The organism is Micromonospora sp. NPDC047644 (assembly GCF_040704315.1).
In the GTDB taxonomy this organism is placed as follows: domain Bacteria; phylum Actinomycetota; class Actinomycetes; order Mycobacteriales; family Micromonosporaceae; genus Micromonospora.
This window is the reverse complement of the sequence record NZ_JBEYSY010000010.1, coordinates 222,745-241,658: the sequence shown is the minus strand read 5'-3', so window position 1 is coordinate 241,658 and position 18,914 is coordinate 222,745. Positions and strand designations below refer to the sequence as shown.

Sequence of the window (18,914 nt, the reverse complement as noted above, 5' to 3'; positions counted from 1 at the left end):
CAATCGCGTAGGGCGGGCGAGACTGCCGGGGTGGCCAAGCAACTCCCCGACGTGGGGTCGAGCGGTGCGGTGCCGCCGCCCCGGCGGTCCCGGATCGTGCTGGCCGAGATCACCAGGCAGGACACCCGCGCCGAGCGGACCCGCGCCGAGCTGGCCCAGCAGACCCAGGTCGGCGAGGCGCTGGTCCGTGGCCTGGTCCGGGCCCAACTCGCGTTGGCGCTGCGGCTGTCCCTGGTGGTGGCCATCGGGTTGGGCGGGCTGCCCTGGCTGTTCGCGATCGCGCCCTCACTCGGCCGGACCACTGTCGCCGGCGTCAACCTGCCGTGGCTGCTGCTCGGGGTGGCCTCCTTTCCGTTCCTGATCGCCGTGGGCTGGGCGTACGTGCGGCTGGCCGAGCGCAACGAGCAGGACTTCACCGACCTGGTGCAACGGCCGGAGCGCTGAGTGGGCAACGACTTCGTGGTCCCGGCCATCGTCGCGGTCACCCTGGTCACCGTCGGGATCGGCTTCTACGGGCTGCGGTTGGCGCGGACCACGTCCGACTTCCTGGTGGCGTCCAGGGCGATCAGTCCGACCTGGAACGCCGCCGCCATCGGCGGGGAGTACCTGTCGGCGGCGAGCTTCCTCGGCATCGCGGGGCTGGTCCTCAAGTACGGCGTGGACGTGCTCTGGTACCCGGTCGGTTTCGCCGCCGGCTACCTGGCCCTGCTGCTCTTCGTCGCCGCGCCGTTGCGCCGCTCCGGGGCGTTCACCCTGCCCGACTTCTGCGAGTTGCGGCTGGGCTCGCGTCGACTCCGCATCCTGGCCACCGCCTTCGTGATCTTCATCGGTTGGCTGTACCTGGTGCCGCAGCTCCAGGGGGCCGGGCTGACCCTGGCCACGGTGGCCGGCTCCCCGTACCCTCTCGGCGCCCTGCTGGTAGCGGCCGTGGTCACCGCGAACGTGGCGCTGGGCGGCATGCGCGCGATCACCTTCGTGCAGGCGTTCCAGTACTGGCTCAAGCTGACAGCTCTCGCCGTACCGGTGATCTTCCTGGCCCTGCAGTGGCAGGCCGACGGCCGCCCGGCGGTGACCCCGCCCGACGGGCCGACGTTCCGGACCGCGACCACCGTCGTGGTCGAGCACCGCGCGGCCCTCACCCTGCCCGACGGTGACATCCGGGAGGTACGCCCCGGCGACGAGCTGACCTTCGCTGCCGGTGATCCGGTGCCGGACGTCTCCGGGGTGGCGACCGACGCCAACGACTGGCTGCTGCCCAGCGCCGCCGGTGACGACGACCGGGGCCTGTTCGCCACGTACTCGCTGATCCTGGCCACTTTCCTGGGCACCATGGGCCTGCCGCACGTGCTGGTGCGTTTCTACACCAACCCGGACGGCGCGGCGGCCCGTCGGACCACCCTGGTCGTGCTGGCGTTGGTCGGCGCGTTCTACCTGCTCCCCACTCTCTACGGGGTCCTCGGCCGGATCTACACCCCGCAGTTGCTGCTCAGCGGCCAGACCGACGCGGTGGTGGTGCTGCTACCCGAAGCCGCCCTGGGTGACGGCCTGGCCGGGCGGCTGCTCGCCGCGCTGGTCGCCGCGGGCGCTTTCGCGGCGTTCCTCTCCACCTCGTCCGGCCTGCTGACCAGCGTCGCCGGGGTGATCTCGACCGACGTGCTCGGCCGGGGATCGGTACGCGGATTTCGGCTGGCCACCGTCATCGCCGGTGGTGTGCCGGCGGTGCTGGCGCTGCACGTCTCCGGGCTGGACGTCTCGCAGGTCGTCGGGCTGGCCTTCGCGGTCGCCGCGTCGAGCTTCTGCCCGCTGCTGGTGCTCGGCATCTGGTGGCGCGGGCTGACCGACGTGGGTGCCACCGCCGGCGTGGTGGCCGGCGGCGGTGCGGCGATCGGCGCGGTGCTGGTCACCGTGCTCGGCCCACCGCTGTCCGGCTGGCCGGCCACGCTCATCGCGCAGCCGGCCGCCTGGACGGTGCCCCTGGCCTTCACCGTGATGGTCGCCGTGTCGATGGCGACCCGCCGGCGAGCACCGGCCGACATCGCCGCCACCATGCTCCGCCTGCACACCCCGGAAGCCCTCCGCATGTAGGCGAAGGCTCCCTGCCGAGCCGGCCGTCACGGCCGGCCGGGTCAGCAGGCGTCGGTCCCGGCGCACAATCGGTCGGCCGCCCGCTGTGCCAGCCGTCGGGCCTCCGTCCTGTTGGTCAGGCTGCCCAGCCAGACCTCCGCGACCAGATCGCCCTGTCGGACGAACAGTGTGTAACTGATCAGGCCCTCGGCGTCGAATCTGATCAGGAGCGAACCATCCCCGGCGAATCCCGAGTCGACGACCGACAACGAGGACAGTTCCTTGCTCCGCTTGCATTCGGTCACCGTCCGGGCCCAGGCGATGGTGGCCTTCGCGCCGTTGAGTGAGTACCGCTGCACTCGCTCGATGACCGGTGACGCATCGGGCTTCCGGAACACCGCACCCCGCTCGGCGCGCTCCTTCGCCGACAGCCTCGGCGTGTCCACGCAGGCGTAGCTGGCAGCGAAATTGAACGACCAGTCACCGTCCAGGTCACTTCCGGCCGCCCGGAAACCACTCGGGAGGTCTGCGGCGCGCAGCAGCGCGTCCGCCGGGATGGCCGGGCTGGTGGAACCGATCGACGGGCTACCGCTGGTCGCCGACGGGCTCGACGGTGGTGCGCCGGGGGTGTTGCGGGTCGAGGGCGTCGGCGTCGGGGTGGCCGACGGCGTGGGTGTCGGGGCGGCTGCCGGGGTGGGTGATCCGGTCGCCGGCAGCACCGGCGTCGGCGCGCCCTCCCGGCCGCCGGCCAGCGCCACCGCCCCGGTGGCCACCAGAGCCACCGCCACCACCGCGGCGAGCCCCGCCGCGATCCTCGTCCGGCGGGTCCGCCGCCGGCCGCGCTCCCGCACCTGCTCGGTAGGGGCCCAGCTCAGGTGCTCGGTGTCCTGGAACAGGTGCGCGAAGGGCTGATCAGGCATTGCTGACCTCCTCGGGGAGGGTGGTGCCGAGCAGAGATGCGAGAGCCTTGCGCCCTCGGGCGAGCCGGGCCTTGACCGTTCCGACCGGAACAGCGGTCCGCGTCGCGATGTCCGCGACCGGGAGATCCGCGAGGTGGTGCAGGACGATCGCCTCGCGTTGGTCCTTCGGTAACTGGCGTAACGCGGCGACCACCGCGACGGTGTTCTCCGATGGTGGCCCGACCGCGGTCACCCAACCATTCCGCCGCTGGGCGGTGATCCCGTTGCGGATCTTCCGCCAACGGTTCTGGAGAAGGCGGTGTCCCACGAGGTGCACCCAAGCCTCCGGATCGTCGTACTCGCTGATGCTCCGCCAGCGCTGCCAGGCCCGCACGTACGCCTCCTGTGCGGCGTCCTGCGCCTCATGGATGTCGCCACCGAGCGCGTACAGCACGGTGACGACCCGGTGCCTGCTGGCCCGGTAGAACTCCTCGAAGCCGTCGTCTCTGTCCACTGCCTCTCCCCCGTGTCGATCCTGCCTCTGTCACCCGCCAGCCCGGTGTCCGGTTGCATGAGGTGCCGCGAGGTGAGTGGGAGGCCGGCGGGGCGCCACGCGGGCAGGGGGCATACGGCATGACGCCGGAGCGTCCGCCTCGGGGATGATCATCGGTCCGCCTGCCGCCGGAGGGCGGAACTGGCGATCGGCGGATAACGTCGGCGCATGACTGTTGAGCATCCCGCGCTCGCACTGCGTGGCCTGGCCAAGCGGTTCGACGGCACGATCGCGGTGGCCGGCGTCGACCTGGACGTCCCCGCCGGCTCCTTCTACGGCCTGCTCGGCCCGAACGGCGCCGGCAAGACGACCACGCTGTCGATGGCGGTCGGGCTGTTGCGACCGGACGCCGGCTCGGCCTGGGTGCTCGGGCACGACGTCTGGCAGGACCCGGTCACCGCCAAGCGGCTGCTCGGCGTGATGCCCGACGGGGTCCGGTTGTTCGACCGGCTGACCGGGGCGGAACTGCTGGCGTACAACGGGCTGTTGCGGGGGATGGACCCGGCGGTGGTCGATCAGCGAGCCGCCGAGCTGCTGGACGTGCTGGCGCTCGGCGACGCCGGTCGCACGCTGGTGGTGGACTACTCGGCGGGCATGAAGAAGAAGATCGGGCTGGCCTGCGCACTGCTGCACGGCCCTCGGGTGCTGGTGTTGGACGAGCCGTTCGAGGCTGTCGACCCGGTGTCCGCGGCGCTGATCCGGGACATCCTCACCCGCTACGCGGCCGGTGGCGGCACCGTGGTGTTCTCCAGTCACGTCATGGAGGTCGTCGAGCGGCTGTGCTCGCACGTGGCGATTCTCGCCCAGGGCGTCATCAAGCGGGTCGGGACCATCGACGAGGTCCGTGGCGGCCGCTCGTTGGAGCAGGTCTTCGTCGAGGTGGTCGGCGGGCGCACCGCGACCGGCGAGGAGCTGTCGTGGCTCTCCCAGTGAGCGCGGACGCCACCCCCGCCGTGCCGCTACGGTCGGTCTCCGCTCGACACTTCGTGCGGCTCAAGTTGCGGGTGATGGGCAACAACTTCCGGGGACAGGGCTGGCGGATCGCCCTGTTCGTCGGCGGCGCGTTGCTCGGGCTCTGGTTCGCGGCCAGCGGGTTCTTCCTCTTCGCCGCGCCGGGGCTGGCCAACAACGGCCGGTACGCGGTGCTGGTCGCGGCGGCCGGCGGCGGGCTGCTGGTGCTCGGTTGGCTGCTCCTGCCACTCGTGTTCTTCGGCGTGGACGAGACACTCGACCCGGCCCGGTTCGCGCTGTTGCCACTGCCCCGGCGCACATTGGTGACCGGCCTGTTCGTGGCGGCTCTGGTCAGCGTGCCGGTGCTGGCGGTGCTCATCGCGTCGTCCGGGCTGGTGCTGACCGCCTGGTCGTTGGGTGGCTGGTCGGCGGGGTTGGTAGCCGCCGTGGGTGTGCTCGCCGGTCTGCTGCTCTGTGTTGCGGCGAGCCGGGCGGTGACCAGCGCGTTCGCCACCATGCTGCGGTCCCGACGGGTCCGTGACCTGGCGGCGGTGCTGCTGGCGGTGACGGCCGCGCTGCTCGGCCCGTTGCAGCTCTTCGGCCTCGCCGCGCTGCGCGAGGCGGACTGGGACCGGCTGGCCGGCGTGGCGACCGTGATCGGGTGGACGCCGTTGGGCGCCCCGTGGACCGCCGGCATCGACGTGGCCCAGGGGCGGGTGTGGGCGGCACCGGTCAAGTTGCTGATCACGGTGGCGGCGCTGGGCGCCCTGCTGGCCTGGTGGTCCCGGTCGCTGGAGTCGGCGATGGTCGGTGCGGCGAGCGCCGGTAAGGCTCCGGTGCGGCGCGGAGTTGCCGGTGGCGCGGTCGCCCAACTGTTCCCTCGGGTCGCCGGCTGGGCGCGCCGGGACCAGTTCGGTGCCCTGGTCGCCCGGGAGGCCCGGTACTGGTGGCGGGACGCGCGCCGCCGGGCCAACCTGATCACGATCGCGGTGGTCGGCATCTTCGTACCGGTGATGATCAACGTTACCGGCGGGGACTTCGCGGCCATGGGCGAGGAGGGCTTCTCGACGGCTACCAGCGACAGCTCACCGGTGCTGGTCACCATCTCCATGCTCTTCGTGGGCGTGCTCGCCGCCGTCACGCTGGCCAACCAGTTCGGCTTCGACGGCAGCGCATACGCCGCGAACGTGGTGGCCGGGGTGTCCGGCCGAGTCGAGCTGCGGGCCCGGATGACGGCCTTCTCGCTGTACGTGCTGCCGATGCTGGGGGCCGTCGGGGTGGTGCTGTCGGTGCTGATCGGTCACCCGGGTTGGATCGGGCTCGCGATCGGCAGCCTGGTCGCCACCTACGGCGCCGGGCTGGCGGTGAACAGCCTGGTCTCGGTGCTCGGGGCGTACTCACTCCCGGAGACCAGCAACCCGTTCGCGATGAACAGCGGCGCGGGACTCACGAAGGGGCTGCTCACCCTGCTGACCATGCTCGCCTCGGCGGTTGCCGCGGTGCCGATGGTGGTGGCCGCCGCGCTGCTCGGTGACGCGTGGCTCTGGCTGGCCCTGCCGGTCGGTGCCGCGTACGGGCTGGGCGCGGCGCTGCTGGGCGCGTACCTGGCCGGCGACGTGCTGGACCGACGCCAGCCGGAACTGCTGGCCACTGTCACCCCGCGCCGTTAACCGACGCGGGGGCCAGCCGCCTGGCCAGCGTCGGCGAGGAATTCACGCCAGGCGGCCGGAGCGAAGGTGAGGACCGGGCCGGAGCGATCCTTGCTGTCCCGGACCAGCACGACACCGGCCAGGTTGTCCGCCACCTCAACGCAGGCACCGCCCGTGTCGCCGGATTTGGTCGACGTCCGCCAGCGGGGTTGAGGAACGGTCATGGGGTCACCTTCAGCTTCCGGATCAGATCCATAGAGGCGCTTGTGGACAGCGCCTCGCCGAGCAGGCTATCCCATTTCCGACCAATCAGACGGACGACGTCCGGGTCGTCGATGACGTGTCCACGAGCAACGTCCTCGACGTAGGTGACCCGTTCCCCGTCGGGCATTTCTGCCAGCAGAAATCCGCCGGTCAATCCGACGTGGGCTCCGGCATTGAGCGGCACGACGTGCAGTCTTACGCTCGGCATGACGGCCAGTTCCATCAGCCGGCCGAGCTGAGCGTCCAGTACCGCCGGTCCGCCGACCGGGCGGCGTAGAGCCGTCTCGTCCAGGACGAACACGCATTGCGGTGACTCTGCCCGCTGCCACAGTTGCTGCCGATCCATCCGAACCGTCACCAACTCGTCGACCGTCTTGCTCGGATTCAGGCCACCAGCGGAAATGACCGCGCGGGCATAGTCCTCGGTTTGCAGGAGTCCCGGAATCAGGCACGGCTCGAATTCACAGAGCCGGATCGCCTGCTCCTCATGGTTGCGCCATGGAACGAACCACGTCGGCAGGCGTTGGCTGTCGGCAGCCCGCAACAGTTCGGCGAGGAGGCCGCCGGTTGCGAGGGCCTCGTCGGCCGCCACCGCGAATTCCATCGTCGGACGGCGTCGGCCGGTCTCGATGGCGGCCACGGTGGAAGGGCTCCACCTGGTGAGCGTCGCCAACGCTTCCTGGGACACCTCGGCACCGGCGCGGGCGGCCTTCAACGCCCGTACCCACATTTCGACGTTCATCCTTACCTCTCCGGTAAGTACGCGACTGCGCTGCGTAGTAAGCCCTGGCATCCTCCCCTGTCCGCGCCCCGCCGTCCAGGGTGGAGGGCACGCGGCCCGGCCGGTGGAGGCGATGTCCCGGCGACCGGGTCCTGCGTTCGGGTCGCCCCGGTCGTCCCCCGGCCGGGGCGGCCCTCGTCGACGGGAGGAGATCAGCCATGTTCGGGTTCATCCGGGGCAGGAACGGGGCGCGGTGGTCGTACCGGAGAAGAAAGGTGGCCGGGCCGGCGGCCGGATCGGAGCGGTCGGCGGGCCCGCCGGATCGGCCACCGGCGTGGGCGAACGGGCCGACGGTGGCCGTGCCGAGACCCGGCCGGGCCGGTTGGCTGACCCCGGCGCAGACCTGGCGGGCGAACGGCGGGCGCTGGTGAGGCCCGCGGCCCGGCCGGCGGATCGGGGTTCGGGTCAGGCAGGCGATCGGACGGCGCACCGCACCGGGGACCGATGTGTCACCGCGAGCGCGATGTCTGTGAGGCATCAATATGACTCACCGACATCACGGTCATTCGGGCATTGCCCTCCGCCGAGCCGACCGCGCCGCAGCCGGGCGGCGACCCCATCGCCCCGGGCGGCCGGAGGGCCGAGGTGAGCCGGCCGCACCTGCCGATGCGGCCGCTCTGGCGGTGCCGTGGCTGCGGCGCGCTCTGGCCGTGCCAGCCGGCGCGGCTGGCGCTGCTGGCCGAGTACCGGGACGACCGGGTGGGGCTGATGGTCTACCTGGGTGCCCTCATGACAGAGGCGGGTGATCAGCTCGCCCGCCTCAACGGGCGGCCCGCCGACCTGCACGAGCGCTTCCTTGGTTGGGCGAGGGCCCGGGGCGGCACAATGTTTCACGTGAATCATGAGCCGGGTGCCGAGATCCACCACACCGACCCGTTCGCGGTGCCGACCGGGCAACGGTCGCCGGTACGCCGGCTGCGTGGTCGCCTCGCCGCACCGGTGACCCTCTGGACGGCGCCCGGTCCGGCCGGGCTGACCGTCTCGTCCACGCTGGTGGCCGAGGGGGAGCCCGACCGGCTGCTCGGCCTGATCGACCCGGAGTCCGACCTCTGGGCGGCCGCCGAGGAGTCGGGTCGGTTCGCCGTCACGCCACTCGGCCCGCCACACCGGCAGCTCGCCGACCGGTTCGCCGGCCTCTTCCCCGCCCCGGGCGGGCTCTTCGCCACCGGCGCGTGGAACGAGACGCCGTACGGGCCGGTTCCGGCGGACGCCGGCGGCTGGGCCGGGTGCCGGCTGGACACCGCCCGGGAGTACGGCTGGGGCCTGCTGGTCGAGGCCACCATCGAGGCCGTCGACCTGACCGGGGAGGGCACCCCGCTGCTGCACTACCGGGGCCGCTACCACGAACTGCCGCTCTGAACGGACGCCGCACCACCGGCGACCGATCACCGCAGTGACCTGAGTCACTTGGCGCAGCCAGCCAACCGCTCGGCGCACTCGCCGACCGGCGTCGATCTCAGCCTTCCCTGCCGGGGAGTGCGCTCTTTACGGTGCGCGAAACTCCTCTGACGCCTGTGAAGGTGGTGATCCACAGATGTCCACGGACACACCCGCTCCGGCCGCTCCCCAGTCGGACAAGTACCTGGCCGTACAACGGTCGGACGAGTTCGCCGGGCTGCGGCGTGCGCTGCGCGGCTTCGTCTTCCCGATGACCGTCGCGTTCTTCCTGTGGTATGCGCTCTACGTCATTCTCTCCGCGTACGCCCGGGACTTCATGGGCACGAAGCTGTTCGGCAGCAACATCAACGTCGCACTGGTCTTCGGCCTGCTCCAGTTCGTCTCCACGTTCGTGATCGCCTGGCTCTACTCCCGGTACGCGGACCGGAAGATCGACCCCATCGCGGACCGGATCCGCGCCGAGATCGGGGAGGTGACCCATGAGCAAGGTCCTCGCGGTTGAGTCGTTCCTCGCGGCCGAGGCGGGCAATCACACCGCCCGCAACCTGACCATCACGCTCTTCCTGGTCTTCGTGGCGGTGACCCTGGGCATCACCATCTGGGCCAGCCGGCAGACCAAGACGGCTACCGACTTCTACGCGGGCGGCCGGTCCTTCTCCGGCTTCCAGAACGGCATGGCGATCGGCGGCGACTACATGTCGGCCGCCTCGTTCCTCGGCATCGCCGGCATCATCGCGTTGTACGGCTACGACGGCTTCCTCTACTCGATCGGCTTCCTGGTCGCCTGGCTGGTGGCCCTGCTGCTGGTCGCGGAGCTGCTGCGCAACTCGGGCCGGTACACGATGGCGGACGTGCTGGCCTTCCGGATGCGTCAGCGTCCGGTGCGTACCGCGGCGGCGGTCTCCACCATCACGGTGTCGATCTTCTACCTGCTCGCTCAGATGGTGGGCGCCGGCGCGCTGGTCGCGCTGCTGCTCGGCATCCGGCCGGGGACGACCTTCCTCGGCATGGACGCGGCCACCGCGAAGGTTGCCACCATCATCATGGTCGGCACCCTGATGATCATCTACGTCACCGTGGGCGGCATGAAGGGCACCACCTACGTGCAGATCGTCAAGGCGTTCCTGCTCATGGGCGGCGCGCTGTTGATGACCATCCTGGTGCTGGCGAAGTTCAACTTCAACCTGTCGGAGCTGCTCGGCCAGGCGGCCGCCGCATCCGGCAAGGGCAGCGCGTTCCTCGAACCCGGGCTCCGGTACGGCGTCGAGGTCGCCGGCAACTCGACGCAGACGTTCTACAACAAGGTCGACCTGCTGTCCCTGGGCATCGCCCTGGTGCTCGGCACCGCCGGTCTGCCGCACATCCTGATCCGCTTCTACACTGTGCCGACCGCGAAGGCGGCCCGTAAGAGCGTGCTCTGGGCCATCGGCATCATCGGCACCTTCTACCTGCTCACCCTGGCCCTCGGCTTCGGTGCGGCGGCGCTGGTCGGCAGCCAGGCGATCACGGCACAGGACAAGGCCGGCAACACCGCCGCACCGCAGTTGGCCGAAGCCCTCGGCATCGACGTCTTCGGCGGCGAACTGGGCGGGGCAGCCATGCTGGCGATCATCGCGGCGGTCGCCTTCGCCACCATCCTCGCGGTGGTCGCCGGGTTGACGCTGGCCTCGTCGTCCAGCCTGGCGCACGACTTCTACGCGAACGTGCTGAAGAAGGGCGAGGCGTCGGAGCGGCAGGAGGTGCGGGTCGCCCGGATCTCCGCCCTGGGGATCGGCGCGGTGTCGATCGCCCTGTCGATCTACGCGCAGAACCTCAACGTGGCGTTCCTGGTGGCGCTGGCCTTCGCGGTCGCCGCCTCCGGCAACCTGCCGGCGATCCTCTACAGCCTGTTCTGGCGGCGGTTCAACACCTCCGGCGCGGTGTGGTCGATCTACGGCGGTCTGCTCTCGGCCGTACTGCTGGTGTTCTTCTCGCCGGTGGTCTCCGGTGCGGCGACCTCGATGTTCCCGGACCACGACTGGCAGTGGTTCCCGCTGTCCAACCCGGGCATCCTCTCCATCCCGTTCGGTTTCCTCTGCGGGTGGATCGGCACTGTCATCTCCAAGGAGCACGACGAGGACAAGTACGCCGAGCTGGAGGTGCGCGCCCTCACCGGCGCCGGCGCCCACTGATCGCGGGGCACCTGTCGAGGGGTCCCCTGTTGACGTCGGACGTCAACAGGGGACCCCTTCGGCGAATTCGGCGGTCGGTAGGCTGAGCCGCATGAAGGTTGCTGAGCGCTTTGGTTCCGATCACCGCGTCCTCGTCACCGGCGGAGCTGGCTTCGTCCCGTCACACCTGGTGGACGCCCTGATCGCCCGAGGCTGCACGGTGGTGGCGCTGGACAACTTCGTGACCGGCTCCAAGGAGAACGTCGCCCACCTGCTGGATCGGCCGACCTTCACGCTCGTCGAGGCGGACATCTCCGACGGTCTGCCGACCCACCACCCGGCGTTGGCCGAGCGGTTCGACGCGATCCTGCACATGGCCTCTCCGGCCAGCCCCACCGACTTCGCCCAGTTGCCGGTGGAGATCCTCCGGGTCGGCTCGGTCGGCACCCTGCACCTGCTGGAGCGCGCGGTCGCCGACGGCGCCCGGTTCCTGATGGCCTCCACCTCCGAGGCGTACGGAGACCCGAAGGAGCACCCGCAGCGGGAGACCTACTGGGGCAACGTCAACCCGATCGGGGTCCGCAGCGTCTACGACGAGGCCAAGCGCTTCTCCGAGGCCGCGACGATGGCGTACCACCGCTACCGCGGGCTCGACGCGGCGATCGTCCGGATCTTCAACACGTACGGCCCGCGGATGCGCCCGGACGACGGCCGCGCCATCCCCACCTTCATCTCCCAGGCGCTGCGCGGCGAGCCGATCACCGTGCACGGCACCGGCAACCAGACCCGGTCGATCTGCTTCGTCGAGGATCTGGTGCGCGGCATCCTGCTGCTGCTCGACTCGACCGAGACGGGCCCGGTCAACTGCGGCACCGAGCACGAGCTGACCATGCGGCAACTCGCCGAGTTGATCGTGTCGCTCTCCGACAGCACCTCGAAGGTGACCTATGTCACCCGCAGCTCGGACGACCCGGAGATGCGCCGACCTGATCTGACGCTCGCTCGGGAGCTGCTCGGATACGAGCCGTCGGTCGCGCCCGAAGATGGCCTGCGACGCACGATCGAGTACTTCCGGTCGCGGCTAGGGTAACCGGATCTGCGCGTACCGCCTGCCGCTGAGTGTCGCCTGAAGGCGACAGTGGCTCCCGCTACGTACCCTGATTTACATGTCCGCGACCTCGTCTGCCGGCGTCCCGCATCCGCACCTGCACCGCAGCGCCGGGCGCGCATCGGTGCCCGGCCCCGATCGGGGCGCCTCCGGGCGTGCCCGTCCGACCGAGGCGCGCTTCTACCCGTCGTACGACGAGGAGGAGCCCCGCTCCGGCGGCCCGGCGGGGCCGAACGGGCCTGGCGGCCCGGGTGGCATCGGCGGGTCGGGACGGCGCGGCCCGCGACCGCGCTGGGGCCGGATCGCCCTGGTGGCCGGGGTCGCGGTGCTGGTGCTGGCGCTGCTCGGCAGCGTCGGCGCCTGGTTGTACGCCCGCAACCTCAACAGTGACCTGGCCCGCACCGACCCGTTCGCGGAGATCACCGGTGGCCGGCCCGCCAAGACCGTCGACGGCGCGCTGAACATCCTGCTGGTCGGCAGCGACTCACGGGACCCGGACGCGCCGGTCGACAGCAAGAGTCAGTGGCGCGCCGACACGATCATCGTCATGCACATTCCGGCCGACCACCAGGAGGCCTACCTGGTCTCCATCCCCCGGGACCTGTACGTGCCGATCCCGGAGAGCGCCGGCGCGGACTGCGGCTCCGGTTCACGCGCGAAGATCAACGCGGCGTTCGCGTTCGGTGGGCTGCCGCTGGCGGTACGCACCGTGGAGTGCTTCACCGACGTTCGGATCGACCACGTGATGGCGATCGACTTCGGCGGCTTCAAGGAGGTCACCGACGCTCTCGGCGGGGTGGACCTCAAGGTGGAACGCACCATCACCTCGATCCACAAGCCGTACCGGACCTTCACCAAGGGCACCAACCACATGGACGGCGCGGAGGCCCTGGACTGGATCCGGCAGCGCAAGCAGTTCCCGGACGGGGACTTCGCCCGGATGCGGCACCAGCAGGAGTTCCTCCGGGCCCTAATGGACAAGGCGGCCAGCAGCGGCACGCTGGCGAACCCGAAGAAGCTGAACGATTTCCTCAAGTCGGTGACCGCGGCCGTAACCGTCGACCAGACTTTCTCGGTTACAGACATGGCGTTGCAGTTCCGAAACCTGCGCGGCCAGAACCTCACCTTTGTGACCAGCCCGAACTCGGGCAGCGACACCATCAACGGCGAGTCGGTGGTGGTGTCGGACCGGGAGAAGGCGCTCGCGATGTACCAGGCCATGTCCGCCGACACGATGGCCGACTGGGTCAAGGCGAACCCGCCGAAGAGCAACGACGGCGGCTGACCGCGGCCCGGCCGGGCACCAGCCGTTCGGATCATCGAGCGGCGACGATCGACTGAGTCTGCGAAATTCGACGTCCGGATTGACCCGGGATGAACTCGCCAAGTCGATTTGATGTACGTACAGTGGTGCCGCCCCCTCCTGATCACGAGCTGGAGCACGCATGCCGGTTCAGGCCAGTCGTCGCCCTTCTTCCTCCGGGTCCGCCGCCCCCAGCGGTCGAGTCGCTGCGGCCATACCCGCGCAGGCACGCCCCTCGGGGGGCGGGCCGGGCTCGCGTCCGCCGGGTAGCGGTGGCGGCGGTGGCGGCGACCGCCCGGGTGGCGGTGGGTCGAAGAAGCGGACCAAGCGCAAGGACCCGCTCTGGGCCCGGCTGACCGTCGTCTTCGGTGCCGTGCTGATGCTGAGCAGCGGGGTGGCCATCGTCGGCAGCAAGGCGTTGATCGGGCAGGCGACCGGCGGCATCGCGAAGGGCAACCTGCTGGGTGATGCCGGCAAGTCCGACGCCGAGGGCGGCGCGAGCCTGGACGGCCCGATCGACATGCTGCTGCTCGGCGTGGACGCGCGGGAGCGCTGGGCCGCCGACGACGTCCGTTCGGACAGCATCATCGTCCTGCACATCCCGGCCACGCACGACCAGGCGTACCTGATCTCGATCCCCCGGGACACCGAGGCGCAGATCCCCCCGTTCAAGAAGAGCGGCTACGGCGGCGGTTCCGGCAAGATCAACGCCGCGTTCCAGGCCGGTGCCGCCAACGGCGGCGGCTGGGAGGGCGGCGCTCAGCTGATGGCCCAGACGATCAAGCGGCTGACCGGGATCAGCTTCGACGGCGCGGCGATCATCAACTTCGGTGGCTTCAAGAACGTCATCGACACCCTGGGCACGGTGCGGATCTGTGTCAGCCAGGAGGTCAAGTCGCTGCACATGTCGTACGTCGACGGCAAGCCGATGTGGAACGCGGACGCCAAGAAGACCGGCAAGCAGCGGACCCCGGTGGTGCACAAGAAGGGCTGCCAGGAGATGGAGGGTTGGGCCGCGCTCGACTACTCCCGCCAGCGCAAGTCCCTCAAGAACGGCGACTACGACCGGCAGGCCAACCAGCAGCAGCTGATCAAGGCGATGGCGAAGAAGGCCACCGAGGGCGGGATGTTGTCCAACCCGGCCAAGATGAACAACCTGATCAAGGCGGCGGGCAAGGCGTTCGTGCTGGACACCGGCGGCGTACCGATCGAGGACTTCATCTTCACCATGCGTGGGGTCACCGGCAACGAGCTGACCATGCTCAAGACCAACAACGGCACCTTCAACGCCAACGACAACAACACCGAGGGCCTGAACGAAGAGACCCTGGCGATGTTCCAGGCGGTCAAGCAGGACAAACTCGCCGAGTTCGTCTTCACCCACCCCGAGGTGATCTCCACCCGCAAGTGAGGCCGGGAGTCGCGGAAAGCCAGCGACGACCTCCTCACCGCCCGTAGCCTGACGTGAACGGGTTTCACGTATCGGCTGCGGGGAGGCGGTCACGTCCAGGTGGGGACGGAACGCAGCGGGCCGGGCCGGAGCGGCCCCGTCCGCCCGGTCGTCCCGCGCCCGTGGGCCGCGGATCCTGCTCGGCATCGGCCTGGCCCTCGTCCTGCTGGCCGGGCTCGCCGTGGCCGGGCTCAAGACGCTCAGCCACCGCTACGACCGCACGGTTACCAAGGAGCAACTGCTCGACGCCGACGCCCGCACCGAGCGCACCGACCTGGACGGGCCGCTCAACTACCTCCTGGTCGGCTCCGACCGGCGTCCGGGCGACAGTGGCCCCGACCAACGCTCGGACACCATCCTCATCGTGCACGTCCCCGCCGGGCAGCGGGAGGCGTACCTGGTCTCCATCCCGCGTGACCTGCTGGTCGCCATCCCGCCCGCGAACGGCTTTGGCGGTGGGCAAGACAAGATCAATGCCGCGTACGAGCACGGCGGCGGCGGGCAGGCCGGTGCCCAACTGCTCTCCGCCACCCTGCACCGGCTCACCGGCATCCGGTTCGACGGTGCCGCGCTGATCGACTTCTCCGGCTTCCGGAAGGTCATCGACCTGCTCGGCGGGGTGGAGATGTGCGTGGATACCGAGGTCCGCTCGATCCACACCAACCGGGTCTTTCCCACCGGCTGCCAGCAGATGGACGGCGCACAGGCGCTCGACTACGTCCGACAGCGCTACGACCTGCCCGGCGGCGACTACGACCGGCAGCACCACCAGCAGCAACTGCTCAGGGCGATGCTGGACAGCGCCGGCAGGGCGGACCTGCGGAGCAACCCCGTCAAACTGGACCAGGTGCTCCGGGCGGTTGGCGGCTCGTTGACCGTCGACACCAACGGCGTACCCCTGGAGGACCTGCTCCTCGCGCTGCGCGCGCTGCCGCCCGACGGCATGCGCGGCGTCCAGGTGCCCTCCTCGCCGCAGACCATCGACGAGGTGTCGTACGTGGTACTGGACAACGGCGGCAGCGGGCTGTTCGAGGCGTTGCGCGACACCCGGGTGCCGGCCTGGGCGCAGGCCAACCCCCGCTGGGTGACCCGGTTGTGACGGTGCCGACGGCCCGGTCGGTGTCGAACCGGGCCACGAGGATCTAGTGTTGCTTCCTGTGTTCGGACCCCAGGTTCCCGCAGTGCCCGTGACCGAGATCACCGACGACACCTACCTGCTGGATGTGCGGGAGGACGACGAGTGGGCGGCCGGCCACGCGCCCACCGCCCACCACCTGCCGATGATGCAGCTGCCGGCCCGGCTGGCCGAGGTGCCCACCGACCGGGAGGTGGCGGTTGTCTGCCGCTCCGGCGGGCGTTCCGCCCAGGTCGTCGCCTACCTGATCAACAACGGTTGGGAGCAGGTGCGCAACGCTGACGGCGGGATGCGCCAGTGGGCTGCGGTCGGCCGACCGGTGGTCGACGCGAACGGGCAGCCCGGCCAGGTCATCTGAGGCCGGCGCAATGGGCGGACCACTGGTCTTCGCGCACCGCGGCGCCTCGTTCGACCTACCCGAGCACACCCTCGCCGCGTACCTGCGCGCCCTCGACGAGGGCGCCGACGGCCTGGAGTGCGACGTCCGGCTGACCCGGGACGGGCACCTGGTCTGTGTGCACGACCGACGACTGGACCGCACCAGCAACGGTCGCGGTCTGGTCAGCGCGCGTACGCTCGCCGAACTGGACGCCCTGGACTTCGGCTCGTGGCACCCGGGCAGCGCGCCGGACGGCGACCTGCCACCCGACGAGTCACACACCCGACTGCTGACCCTGGCCCGGCTCCTGGACGCGGTGCTCGCCGCCGGGCGGCCGGTCCGACTGCTGGTGGAGACGAAGCACCCGTCGCGCTACGGCTCGAACGTGGAACGGCGGCTGGTCGGCCTGCTGCGCCGGTACGGCCTCGCCGACCCCGCGCCGGACGACCCGGTGCAGGTCACCGTCATGTCGTTCTCCCCGCTGGCGGTCCGTCGGGTGCGCGAGCTGGCCCCGACGCTGCCCACCGTGCTGTTGCTGGAGGTGCTGCCGCGCTGGCTGCGGTTGGGGCGGCTGCCGTTCGGCACCCGGATCGCCGGGCCGGGCATCGGCCTGGTCCGGGCCCGTCCGCAGTTGCTGCCCGCGCTACGCGCCGCCGGCAACCAGGTGTACGTCTGGACGATCAACGAGCCGACCGACCTGGAGCTGGTGCTGGCTGCCGGGGTGGACGGGATCATCACCGACCGGCCCGCGTACGCCCTCGCCCGGCTGGATCGCTGACCCATCGACCGGGCGGGGGTGCCCAAAACCGGGCCGGCGGGGCAGACTCGGCACATGCCGGAGCGTATCGATTTCCCCGCTCTCCTCGCCGGCCACACCGTCGTGATCGAGATGATCAATTCTGGGGACGCGGGCCTGCCGGTCCTCACCCAACTGCTCCGGGTGGCCCAGCCGGCGCTCGGCGCGGCCGGGATGGCGTTCGTCGAGTTCGGCCCCACCGGCGGTCGCGTCATCGCCGCGACCGGCGCGGCGGAATGGGCCCTGGGCCGACCACTGGCGATCGACGACCCGGACACCGTCTGCCTGCTCACCGGGCCCCGGGTACGCCAGACACGGGTGAGTGACCTCAACGGCAAGCTCGCCGGCGAACTGGCCGGCAGTGGCCTGCGCCGGATGGTCGTCTCCCGGGCCGAGATCGGCGGTCACACCGTGGGCAGCCTGCACGCGCTCTACCCGGGCGACGACGATCCCGGCGCCGAGCAGCAGGGGGTGATCGCCTACCTCGCCTCCTGTGTCGGGCACATGTACGGCGACCAGGGTGGCCTGCCGGTGCACGGCGACGGCCCGGTGGTGGCGGCCCTCGCCGACGGGCTGGCCGTCGTCGACCGGGACGGGCACGTCCGGCTCTGGAACCCGGCCGCCGCCCAGGTCACCGGCCGGACGGTCGCGCAGTCGCTGAGCCGCCCGCTGCCGTTCCCGCTGCCACCCTCCGGGCAGGTTCGGGACCACCGGATGCCGGACGGCCGCTGGCTGCGGATCACCTCCGGCGACCTGCCCGGCCCGGGAACGTTACGGGTGGTCACCTTCCGCGACATCACCGACCAGCAGCGCCGCGACCACGACCGCGAACTGTTCGTCGCGGTGACCAGCCACGAGCTGCGCACCCCGGTCACCGTCATCAAGGGGTACGCGGACACCCTCACCGACCACTGGGAGTCGCTGACCGACGTCGACCGACGGCAGGCGGCCCGGGTGATCGGGCAACGCGCCAACGAGCTGGCCCGGCTGGTCGACCGCCTGCTCAGCTCGGCGGCCGAGGTGGGGCCGGGCGACGATCCTCCCACCCCGTTCGACCTCGGTGAGGCGCTGCGCTCCGCCGTCGTCGACCTGCCGGCGGAGCTGCGCCGGCGGCTGGTGCTGCGCCTGCCGGGCGATCTGCCCAAGGCGCTCGGTCACCGGCCCAGCCTGGCCACGGTGCTGACCGAGTTGACGACGAACGCCGGCAAGTACTCGGCACCTGACTCGCCCATCGAGATCACCGCCTCGGGCGACGGTCATCTGGTGGCGTTCCGGGTCAGCGACCAGGGCATCGGCATCCGACCCGAGCACGTGGAACGGGCGTTCGACAGGTTCTGGCAGGGCGAGTCCGGCGACCGGCGCGGCTATCCCGGAGCCGGGCTCGGGCTCTATCTCGTCCGCCGGATCGTTGAACAACAGAATGGATGGGTATCCCTACGTCCGAGGACCGGCGGCGGTACGGTCGCAGAGGTGCGGCTACCACGCGGTTGACCAGGGGTGGCGCGACGTGGAGGCGACGGTGGCAGCGGCAACGAGGGATCGGGCCTGGTGCGTGGTGGTTCCCCACCACCCGGGCGGCGCACGGCTGGCCCGACACCGGCTCGCCGCCGAGCTGACGGATGTCGTACCCCCGACGATCCTCGCGGACCTGATCGCGGTGCTCGCGGAGCTGGTGGGCAACGCGGTGCGGCACGCCAGACCGCTGCCCGGCGGCGTGATCAGGGTCGCCTGGCACCTGCGGCCCACGGTCGAGGGCACACTGATCCAGCTCCGGGTCACCGACGGCGGCAGCGCGAGCAGCGGGCCACGGCTCCGGACGGCCGGTCTGGACGCGGCGGACGGACGCGGCCTGCACATCGTGGCCGGCCTGGCGACCCGTTGGGGTGTCGAGCAGGACGGCATGGGCCAGCGCGTCTGGGCGGAGTTCGACCGGGTGCCGGCACCCCGGCCCGACCTGGTGCCGGCGGCGGGCTGAGGCCGACTCGGGCGGGTCCCGGTCACGGCGAACCGCTCGGGGCTCTAGGCTGTGACGCC

The 18,914-nt window shown here is 70.9% G+C and carries 20 protein-coding genes; 16 read left to right on the top strand and 4 right to left on the bottom strand.

The annotated features are described in order from the left end of the window. Positions 1-30 precede the first annotated feature (30 nt). Both AB0877_RS18655 and AB0877_RS18650 read left to right on the top strand, forming a co-directional pair. The gene (locus tag AB0877_RS18655) at positions 31-444 is read left to right on the top strand and encodes a hypothetical protein (RefSeq protein ID WP_328651696.1); all 414 of its coding nucleotides are present in this window, start codon (positions 31-33) and stop codon (positions 442-444) included. After that, positions 445-2,085 carry a cation acetate symporter gene (locus AB0877_RS18650; RefSeq protein ID WP_366610152.1) on the top strand — a complete coding sequence of 547 codons (1,641 nt, stop codon included), beginning with the start codon at positions 445-447 and terminating at the stop codon, positions 2,083-2,085. A 41-nt stretch (positions 2,086-2,126) separates the two neighbouring features. On the opposite strand, the gene AB0877_RS18645 is transcribed toward AB0877_RS18650, so the two are convergent. Both AB0877_RS18645 and AB0877_RS18640 read right to left on the bottom strand, forming a co-directional pair. Beyond that, positions 2,127-2,984, bottom strand: coding sequence for a hypothetical protein (locus tag AB0877_RS18645; protein ID WP_366610151.1), 858 nt, complete (start codon positions 2,982-2,984; stop codon positions 2,127-2,129). Beyond that, positions 2,977-3,477, bottom strand: coding sequence for a SigE family RNA polymerase sigma factor (locus AB0877_RS18640; RefSeq protein ID WP_366610150.1), 501 nt, complete (start codon positions 3,475-3,477; stop codon positions 2,977-2,979). The genes AB0877_RS18645 and AB0877_RS18640 overlap by 8 nt, the downstream gene beginning before the upstream one ends. Before the next feature lie 207 nt (positions 3,478-3,684). On the opposite strand from AB0877_RS18640, the gene AB0877_RS18635 reads away from it, so the two are divergent. Next, entirely contained in the window at positions 3,685-4,449 is a 765-nt protein-coding gene (locus AB0877_RS18635; RefSeq protein WP_203119014.1) for an ABC transporter ATP-binding protein, read from the top strand. Then, positions 4,434-6,137: an ABC transporter permease gene (locus tag AB0877_RS18630; protein ID WP_366610148.1), complete on the top strand. Its 1,704-nt coding sequence runs from the start codon at positions 4,434-4,436 to the stop codon at positions 6,135-6,137. The genes AB0877_RS18635 and AB0877_RS18630 overlap by 16 nt, the downstream gene beginning before the upstream one ends. Here AB0877_RS18630 and AB0877_RS18625 read toward each other — a convergent pair. Next, positions 6,134-6,340, bottom strand: a complete 207-nt coding sequence (locus tag AB0877_RS18625; RefSeq protein WP_366610146.1) for a DUF397 domain-containing protein — start codon at positions 6,338-6,340, stop codon at positions 6,134-6,136. The genes AB0877_RS18630 and AB0877_RS18625 overlap by 4 nt on opposite strands. Continuing rightward, the gene (locus AB0877_RS18620) at positions 6,337-7,122 is read right to left on the bottom strand and encodes a helix-turn-helix transcriptional regulator (RefSeq protein ID WP_366610145.1); all 786 of its coding nucleotides are present in this window, start codon (positions 7,120-7,122) and stop codon (positions 6,337-6,339) included. Before AB0877_RS18620 ends, AB0877_RS18625 begins: the two co-directional genes overlap by 4 nt. A gap of 197 nt (positions 7,123-7,319) precedes the next feature. Here AB0877_RS18620 and AB0877_RS18615 point away from each other — a divergent pair, with 197 nt between their 5' ends. The 12 genes from AB0877_RS18615 (at position 7,320) to AB0877_RS18560 (ending at position 18,855) form a co-directional block, all read left to right on the top strand. Next, positions 7,320-7,532, top strand: a complete 213-nt coding sequence (locus AB0877_RS18615) for a hypothetical protein (protein WP_366610144.1) — start codon at positions 7,320-7,322, stop codon at positions 7,530-7,532. Positions 7,533-7,767: 235 nt separating this feature from the next. Beyond that, entirely contained in the window at positions 7,768-8,520 is a 753-nt protein-coding gene (locus AB0877_RS18610; protein ID WP_366610280.1) for a flavin reductase family protein, read from the top strand. A 175-nt stretch (positions 8,521-8,695) separates the two neighbouring features. After that, positions 8,696-9,061 (top strand): DUF485 domain-containing protein, encoded by a 366-nt coding sequence (locus AB0877_RS18605; protein ID WP_366610142.1) that lies wholly within the window; start codon positions 8,696-8,698, stop codon positions 9,059-9,061. Next, positions 9,039-10,730: a cation acetate symporter gene (locus AB0877_RS18600; protein WP_366610140.1), complete on the top strand. Its 1,692-nt coding sequence runs from the start codon at positions 9,039-9,041 to the stop codon at positions 10,728-10,730. The genes AB0877_RS18605 and AB0877_RS18600 overlap by 23 nt, the downstream gene beginning before the upstream one ends. A 91-nt stretch (positions 10,731-10,821) precedes the next feature. After that, positions 10,822-11,799 (top strand): NAD-dependent epimerase/dehydratase family protein, encoded by a 978-nt coding sequence (locus AB0877_RS18595; protein WP_091396807.1) that lies wholly within the window; start codon positions 10,822-10,824, stop codon positions 11,797-11,799. A gap of 76 nt (positions 11,800-11,875) precedes the next feature. Continuing rightward, positions 11,876-13,102 carry an LCP family protein gene (locus AB0877_RS18590; RefSeq protein ID WP_366610138.1) on the top strand — a complete coding sequence of 409 codons (1,227 nt, stop codon included), beginning with the start codon at positions 11,876-11,878 and terminating at the stop codon, positions 13,100-13,102. Between the two features lie 160 nt (positions 13,103-13,262). After that, complete coding sequence (locus AB0877_RS18585; protein ID WP_366610136.1) at positions 13,263-14,531, top strand: LCP family protein; 1,269 nt, start codon at positions 13,263-13,265, stop codon at positions 14,529-14,531. 220 nt (positions 14,532-14,751) lie between these two features. Further along, positions 14,752-15,669, top strand: a complete 918-nt coding sequence (locus AB0877_RS18580; RefSeq protein ID WP_366610134.1) for an LCP family protein — start codon at positions 14,752-14,754, stop codon at positions 15,667-15,669. Positions 15,670-15,727: 58 nt separating this feature from the next. Further along, a complete protein-coding gene (locus AB0877_RS18575; RefSeq protein WP_366610132.1) occupies positions 15,728-16,063 on the top strand; it encodes a rhodanese-like domain-containing protein in 336 nt (111 codons plus the stop codon). Positions 16,064-16,073: 10 nt separating this feature from the next. After that, positions 16,074-16,862, top strand: a complete 789-nt coding sequence (locus AB0877_RS18570; RefSeq protein WP_366610130.1) for a glycerophosphodiester phosphodiesterase family protein — start codon at positions 16,074-16,076, stop codon at positions 16,860-16,862. A gap of 54 nt (positions 16,863-16,916) precedes the next feature. Continuing rightward, on the top strand, positions 16,917-18,371 hold the full coding sequence (locus AB0877_RS18565) for a PAS domain-containing sensor histidine kinase (protein WP_366610128.1): 1,455 nt from the start codon (positions 16,917-16,919) through the stop codon (positions 18,369-18,371). Positions 18,372-18,432: 61 nt separating this feature from the next. Beyond that, the gene (locus AB0877_RS18560; protein WP_366610279.1) at positions 18,433-18,855 is read left to right on the top strand and encodes an ATP-binding protein; all 423 of its coding nucleotides are present in this window, start codon (positions 18,433-18,435) and stop codon (positions 18,853-18,855) included. Positions 18,856-18,914: the final 59 nt, after the last annotated feature.

Excerpts from the sequence above, each read along its gene's own strand:
- AB0877_RS18645 (WP_366610151.1), bottom strand. The coding sequence starts at position 2,984 with ATGCCTGATCAGCCCTTCGCGCACCTGTTCCAGGACACCGAGCACCTG.
- AB0877_RS18635 (WP_203119014.1), top strand. The coding sequence starts at position 3,685 with ATGACTGTTGAGCATCCCGCGCTCGCACTGCGTGGCCTGGCCAAGCGG.
- AB0877_RS18625 (WP_366610146.1), bottom strand. The coding sequence starts at position 6,340 with ATGACCGTTCCTCAACCCCGCTGGCGGACGTCGACCAAATCCGGCGAC.
- AB0877_RS18620 (WP_366610145.1), bottom strand. The coding sequence starts at position 7,122 with ATGAACGTCGAAATGTGGGTACGGGCGTTGAAGGCCGCCCGCGCCGGT.
- AB0877_RS18615 (WP_366610144.1), top strand. The coding sequence starts at position 7,320 with ATGTTCGGGTTCATCCGGGGCAGGAACGGGGCGCGGTGGTCGTACCGG.
- AB0877_RS18610 (WP_366610280.1), top strand. The coding sequence starts at position 7,768 with ATGCGGCCGCTCTGGCGGTGCCGTGGCTGCGGCGCGCTCTGGCCGTGC.
- AB0877_RS18605 (WP_366610142.1), top strand. The coding sequence starts at position 8,696 with ATGTCCACGGACACACCCGCTCCGGCCGCTCCCCAGTCGGACAAGTAC.
- AB0877_RS18600 (WP_366610140.1), top strand. The coding sequence starts at position 9,039 with ATGAGCAAGGTCCTCGCGGTTGAGTCGTTCCTCGCGGCCGAGGCGGGC.
- AB0877_RS18595 (WP_091396807.1), top strand. The coding sequence starts at position 10,822 with ATGAAGGTTGCTGAGCGCTTTGGTTCCGATCACCGCGTCCTCGTCACC.
- AB0877_RS18590 (WP_366610138.1), top strand. The coding sequence starts at position 11,876 with ATGTCCGCGACCTCGTCTGCCGGCGTCCCGCATCCGCACCTGCACCGC.
- AB0877_RS18585 (WP_366610136.1), top strand. The coding sequence starts at position 13,263 with ATGCCGGTTCAGGCCAGTCGTCGCCCTTCTTCCTCCGGGTCCGCCGCC.
- AB0877_RS18570 (WP_366610130.1), top strand. The coding sequence starts at position 16,074 with ATGGGCGGACCACTGGTCTTCGCGCACCGCGGCGCCTCGTTCGACCTA.
- AB0877_RS18565 (WP_366610128.1), top strand. The coding sequence starts at position 16,917 with ATGCCGGAGCGTATCGATTTCCCCGCTCTCCTCGCCGGCCACACCGTC.